This window comes from Alcanivorax sp. HI0044 (assembly GCF_001634945.1).
This window is the reverse complement of the sequence record NZ_LWEZ01001292.1, coordinates 1-3716: the sequence shown is the minus strand read 5'-3', so window position 1 is coordinate 3716 and position 3716 is coordinate 1. Positions and strand designations below refer to the sequence as shown.

Sequence of the window (3716 nt, the reverse complement as noted above, 5' to 3'; positions counted from 1 at the left end):
CCTATAACCGGGGGCTGGTACGAGCGGCCCAGGCATTGGCCCCATCAGGCATGACGATCACCATCGGCGAGATCGCCGATGTGCCCATGTATAACGGCGATGATGATGGTGACAACCGACCGGCAACCGTAGTCGCGCTGGCGGAGCAGGTCGCTCAGGCGGATGCGTTGCTGTTCGCTACCCCTGAATACAATTATTCCATCCCCGGTGTGTTGAAAAACGCGATCGACTGGTTGTCGCGGGTGCCCGGCGGGATTTTTGCCGGCAAACCGGTGGCGATCATGGGCGCCTCCATGGGAGGCATGGGCACCAGCCGCAGCCAGTATCATTTGCGCCAGGTGTTGGTGTTTCTGGATATGCATCCACTGAACAAACCGGAAGTGTTTGTGTCTGCTGCCCATGAAAAATGTGATGACAAGGGCGATCTGGTGGATGAAAAAACCCGCGAAATGGTAGCCAAACAACTGGTCGCTTTACAGGAATGGCACCAACGGTTGTCGTGACCTTTCCCTTGCGGGGTTGTCGATTAACGGCGACCAGATGTCAGAACATGAAAGTGGAGGGCTATGGCTTGGCCATAGCCCTGCGGTGATGCGGTGGTCAGATTTTTGGGCCGCGGCCTCTCACCGCATTGGCCACCAGGCTGACGACCAGCAAGACCAGGAAAATGAAGAAAATAATTTTGGCAATGGACGCCGCGCCGGAGGCGATACCGCCAAAGCCGAGCACGCCGGCAATAATTGCCACGATAAGAAATGTCAGAGCCCATCCAAGCATAATGGTTACCTCGTCCATGGTTGGTGTGTGATCACACTGTCCATATCACCGTAACGCGTTGATCTCTGCTCTGGCTTGGAACAGATTGTCTATTTGATCATCTTTCACATTTTTATTGTTACAGCTGGGATTGCCTGTCGAGCCATTTATCCATGGGCGCGGGAGCGAAATCCCGGAAATGATCCAGCAGTGCCACCGGGTCGTCGTGTACTTGCAGGAGGCGGTGGTGGTCCTTGCTCAGAAAGCCCTCTTGTACGCTATGTAGCAGGAACGTCTGGAGGGAATCGTAATAGTGGTTCACGTTGAGCAAGGCGCAGGGTTTTTGGTGAAAGCCCAGCTGTGCCCAGGTAAGAATTTCAAAAATTTCTTCCAGCGTACCCATGCCACCGGGCAAGGCAATAAACCCATCGGACTGGTCCGCCATGGCCGCTTTGCGTTCGTGCATGGAATCGACTATCTGCAATTCGCTCAGGTGATCGTTGCCGATTTCCCGACGCATCAGCGCATGGGGGATGATGCCAATGACCTCGCCCCCCTGGCGCATCACCGCGTTGGCAATGGCGCCCATCACGCCGACGCTGGCGCCGCCGTAGACCAGGCCGATATTGCGGCGCACCAGTTCATCGGCCAGCGCTTCGGCAGCCTGAATGTAGGCCGGATTGTTGCCGGGGCTGGAACCGCAATAGACGCAGATTCTTTTCATAAATTTCGCTCATGCTCTGTGCAGATGGAGACGCGGTACAAAATTTCTACAGGGCCGCTGCAGGAGTGCCTCTTGAGGCGCGAATCCGTGAGTAAATGGGAAAGGGACAGAACTCGCCGCCTCTGTTTAAGAGCAGGTCGCTGCGGGCGGCGATTCTGTAGACTCGCTACGCCCGGTTCGTCCCTCAAGAGGCACTCCTGCAGTGTTTTACCCCGCCACCGCTGTGGGCTTGTTTACCAGCCGGTCTGCCGGGAAATGACAGGTAAAGGTGCTGCCCTTGCTGAGCTCGCTGGTGATTCCCAGGCGGCCGTTGTGGCGGATCATCACGTGTTTGACGATGGCCAGCCCCAGGCCGGTGCCGCCGGTCTGGGTGACGCGACTGTTGTCCGGGCGATAGAAGCGTTCCGTCAGCCGGGGAATATGGGCCGGGTCGATGCCGATGCCGTTGTCGGTGACAGACAGGTGCGCGCCCTGGGCATCCTGCCACCAGCGGATGCGGATGGTGCCTTCGGCCGGGGTGTATTTCACCGCGTTGGTAATCAGGTTGCCGAAGGCGCTTTCCAGCTCGGCGGGGTTGGCGATCAGCCGGGCGTCGACGGGGACATCCAACTCGATGTGGTGATGCTTGTCGCTGCTGATGGCCAGCGCATTGTCTTTCATGCGGTTGAGCATGCCGTGCACTGGCACCGCCTGGCGCACGCTGTCGGCTTCGGTGCCTTCCAGCCGGGCCAACAGCAACAGGTCGGCCACCAGGGCCTCCATGCGGTTGGACTGGTTGTCCATTTGCACCAGTGCCCGGCGCAGACGGGCCTGTTCATCAGGAATGGTGTCGAGCAGGGTTTCCAGGTAACCCTTGAGCACGGTGAGCGGTGTTTTCAGTTCGTGGCTTACGTTGGCCACGAAGTCTTTGCGCATCTGTTCCAGGTGATGCAGGCGGGTCACGTCCCGGGCCATCAGTAATTGTTCGCCGACACCGAATTCGGTGACGCGGAACTGGAGGATGCGGTTGTCGTCCACCGGCGAGGGAATTTCCAGTGCCTCGTCGAAGTCACCTTTGTTCAGGTAATCGGTAAACCGGGGATGGCGGACCAGGTTCGTCAGCGGCTGGCCCAGATCCTGGCTGGCATTGAACCCCATGGCGCGCTCGGCGGAATGGTTCCAGTACTCCAGGTAACCGTGCTGGTCGATCAGAATAACCACATCGTCCAGGGCGTTCACCGATTGCTGGGCGCGATGAATAATGCTCTGCAAATTTTCCTGGGCGCGGCGCTCTTTCTGGAACAGGTGCTCAAGGCGGGTATAGAACTCGCCCCACAGGCCGATGCTGTCCGGTGGTTCGGTGTGGTCGTCGCGCACCAGCCAGCTGTACAGGGCAAACAGTTGGCGGGTACTCCAGAAAATATACCCCACCAGCCCCACCAGCAGTGGCCAGATATGGCCCACCGCCAAGGCGCCGAGGGCGGCCAGAAAAATCAGGCCGGCAATGCGATTTACTTCCTTGGCCAGGCTGGCTTTCATGCGTCAGTCACCGCGATTCGCTACCGGGTTCGCAGGTTGCCGGGTTTGCACCCGGCAATGGGGCTTCAGTATAGGCAGCCGAGCGCCCGCTGTCTCAGCCCGCCTTGGCGGATTTTACCGAAAACCGGTAACCGGTGCCGCGTACCGTCTGGATAAAGCGGTCGTAATCGAACGGCGCCAGGGCCTTGCGCAAGCGTCGGATATGCACGTCGATAGTACGGTCTTCCACGTACACGTTGGCACCCCATACCTGGTCCAGCAGCTGAGTGCGGGAATAGGCGCGCTCCTGGTGGCTCATGAAGAACTCCAGCAGACGGTACTCGGTGGGGCCCATGTCCACCGGGTAGTCGTTGGCGCTGATGCGGTGGCTGACCGGGTCCAGGCACAGCCCTTCCACTTCAATGGCTTTTTCTGCTGCCACACTGGAGGCGCGGCGTAGCACCGCCTTGATGCGGGAGATCAGCTCGCGGGTGGAGAAGGGTTTGGTGATGTAGTCATCGGCCCCCACGTCCAGCCCCTGGATCTTGTTATCTTCCTCGCTTTTCGCGGTCAGCATGATGATCGGCACCTCATTGGTGGTGTCATCGCGCTTCAGGCGGCGGGCCAGCTCGATGCCGGTGACGGATGGCAGCATCCAGTCCAGCAGGACCAGGTCCGGGCGTTCATCGACAATGATTTCGTGGCCGCGCTGGGCATTTTCCGCCTCGAGCACATCGAA

5 protein-coding genes are annotated in these 3716 nt (G+C 59.1%); 1 reads left to right on the top strand and 4 read right to left on the bottom strand.

Annotated elements, in window-relative coordinates; translation table 11 throughout:
* Positions 1–503: NADPH-dependent FMN reductase (locus A3730_RS18825; RefSeq protein WP_197477526.1), on the top strand; the 503-nt coding region annotated here is incomplete at its 5' end.
* 97 nt (positions 504–600) lie between these two features.
* Here the strand turns inward: A3730_RS18825 and A3730_RS18820 are convergent.
* From A3730_RS18820 to phoB, 4 genes are all read right to left on the bottom strand, one after another.
* A complete protein-coding gene (locus A3730_RS18820; RefSeq protein WP_082872236.1) occupies positions 601–777 on the bottom strand; it encodes a DUF1328 domain-containing protein in 177 nt (58 codons plus the stop codon).
* 118 nt (positions 778–895) lie between these two features.
* On the bottom strand, positions 896–1480 hold the full coding sequence (locus A3730_RS18815; RefSeq protein ID WP_063520601.1) for a TIGR00730 family Rossman fold protein: 585 nt from the start codon (positions 1478–1480) through the stop codon (positions 896–898).
* A gap of 207 nt (positions 1481–1687) precedes the next feature.
* On the bottom strand, positions 1688–2998 hold the full coding sequence (gene phoR, locus A3730_RS18810) for a phosphate regulon sensor histidine kinase PhoR (RefSeq protein ID WP_063520600.1): 1311 nt from the start codon (positions 2996–2998) through the stop codon (positions 1688–1690).
* A 94-nt stretch (positions 2999–3092) separates the two neighbouring features.
* A partial coding sequence (phoB, locus tag A3730_RS18805) for a phosphate regulon transcriptional regulator PhoB (protein ID WP_063538671.1) occupies positions 3093–3716 on the bottom strand: 624 nt, incomplete at its 5' end.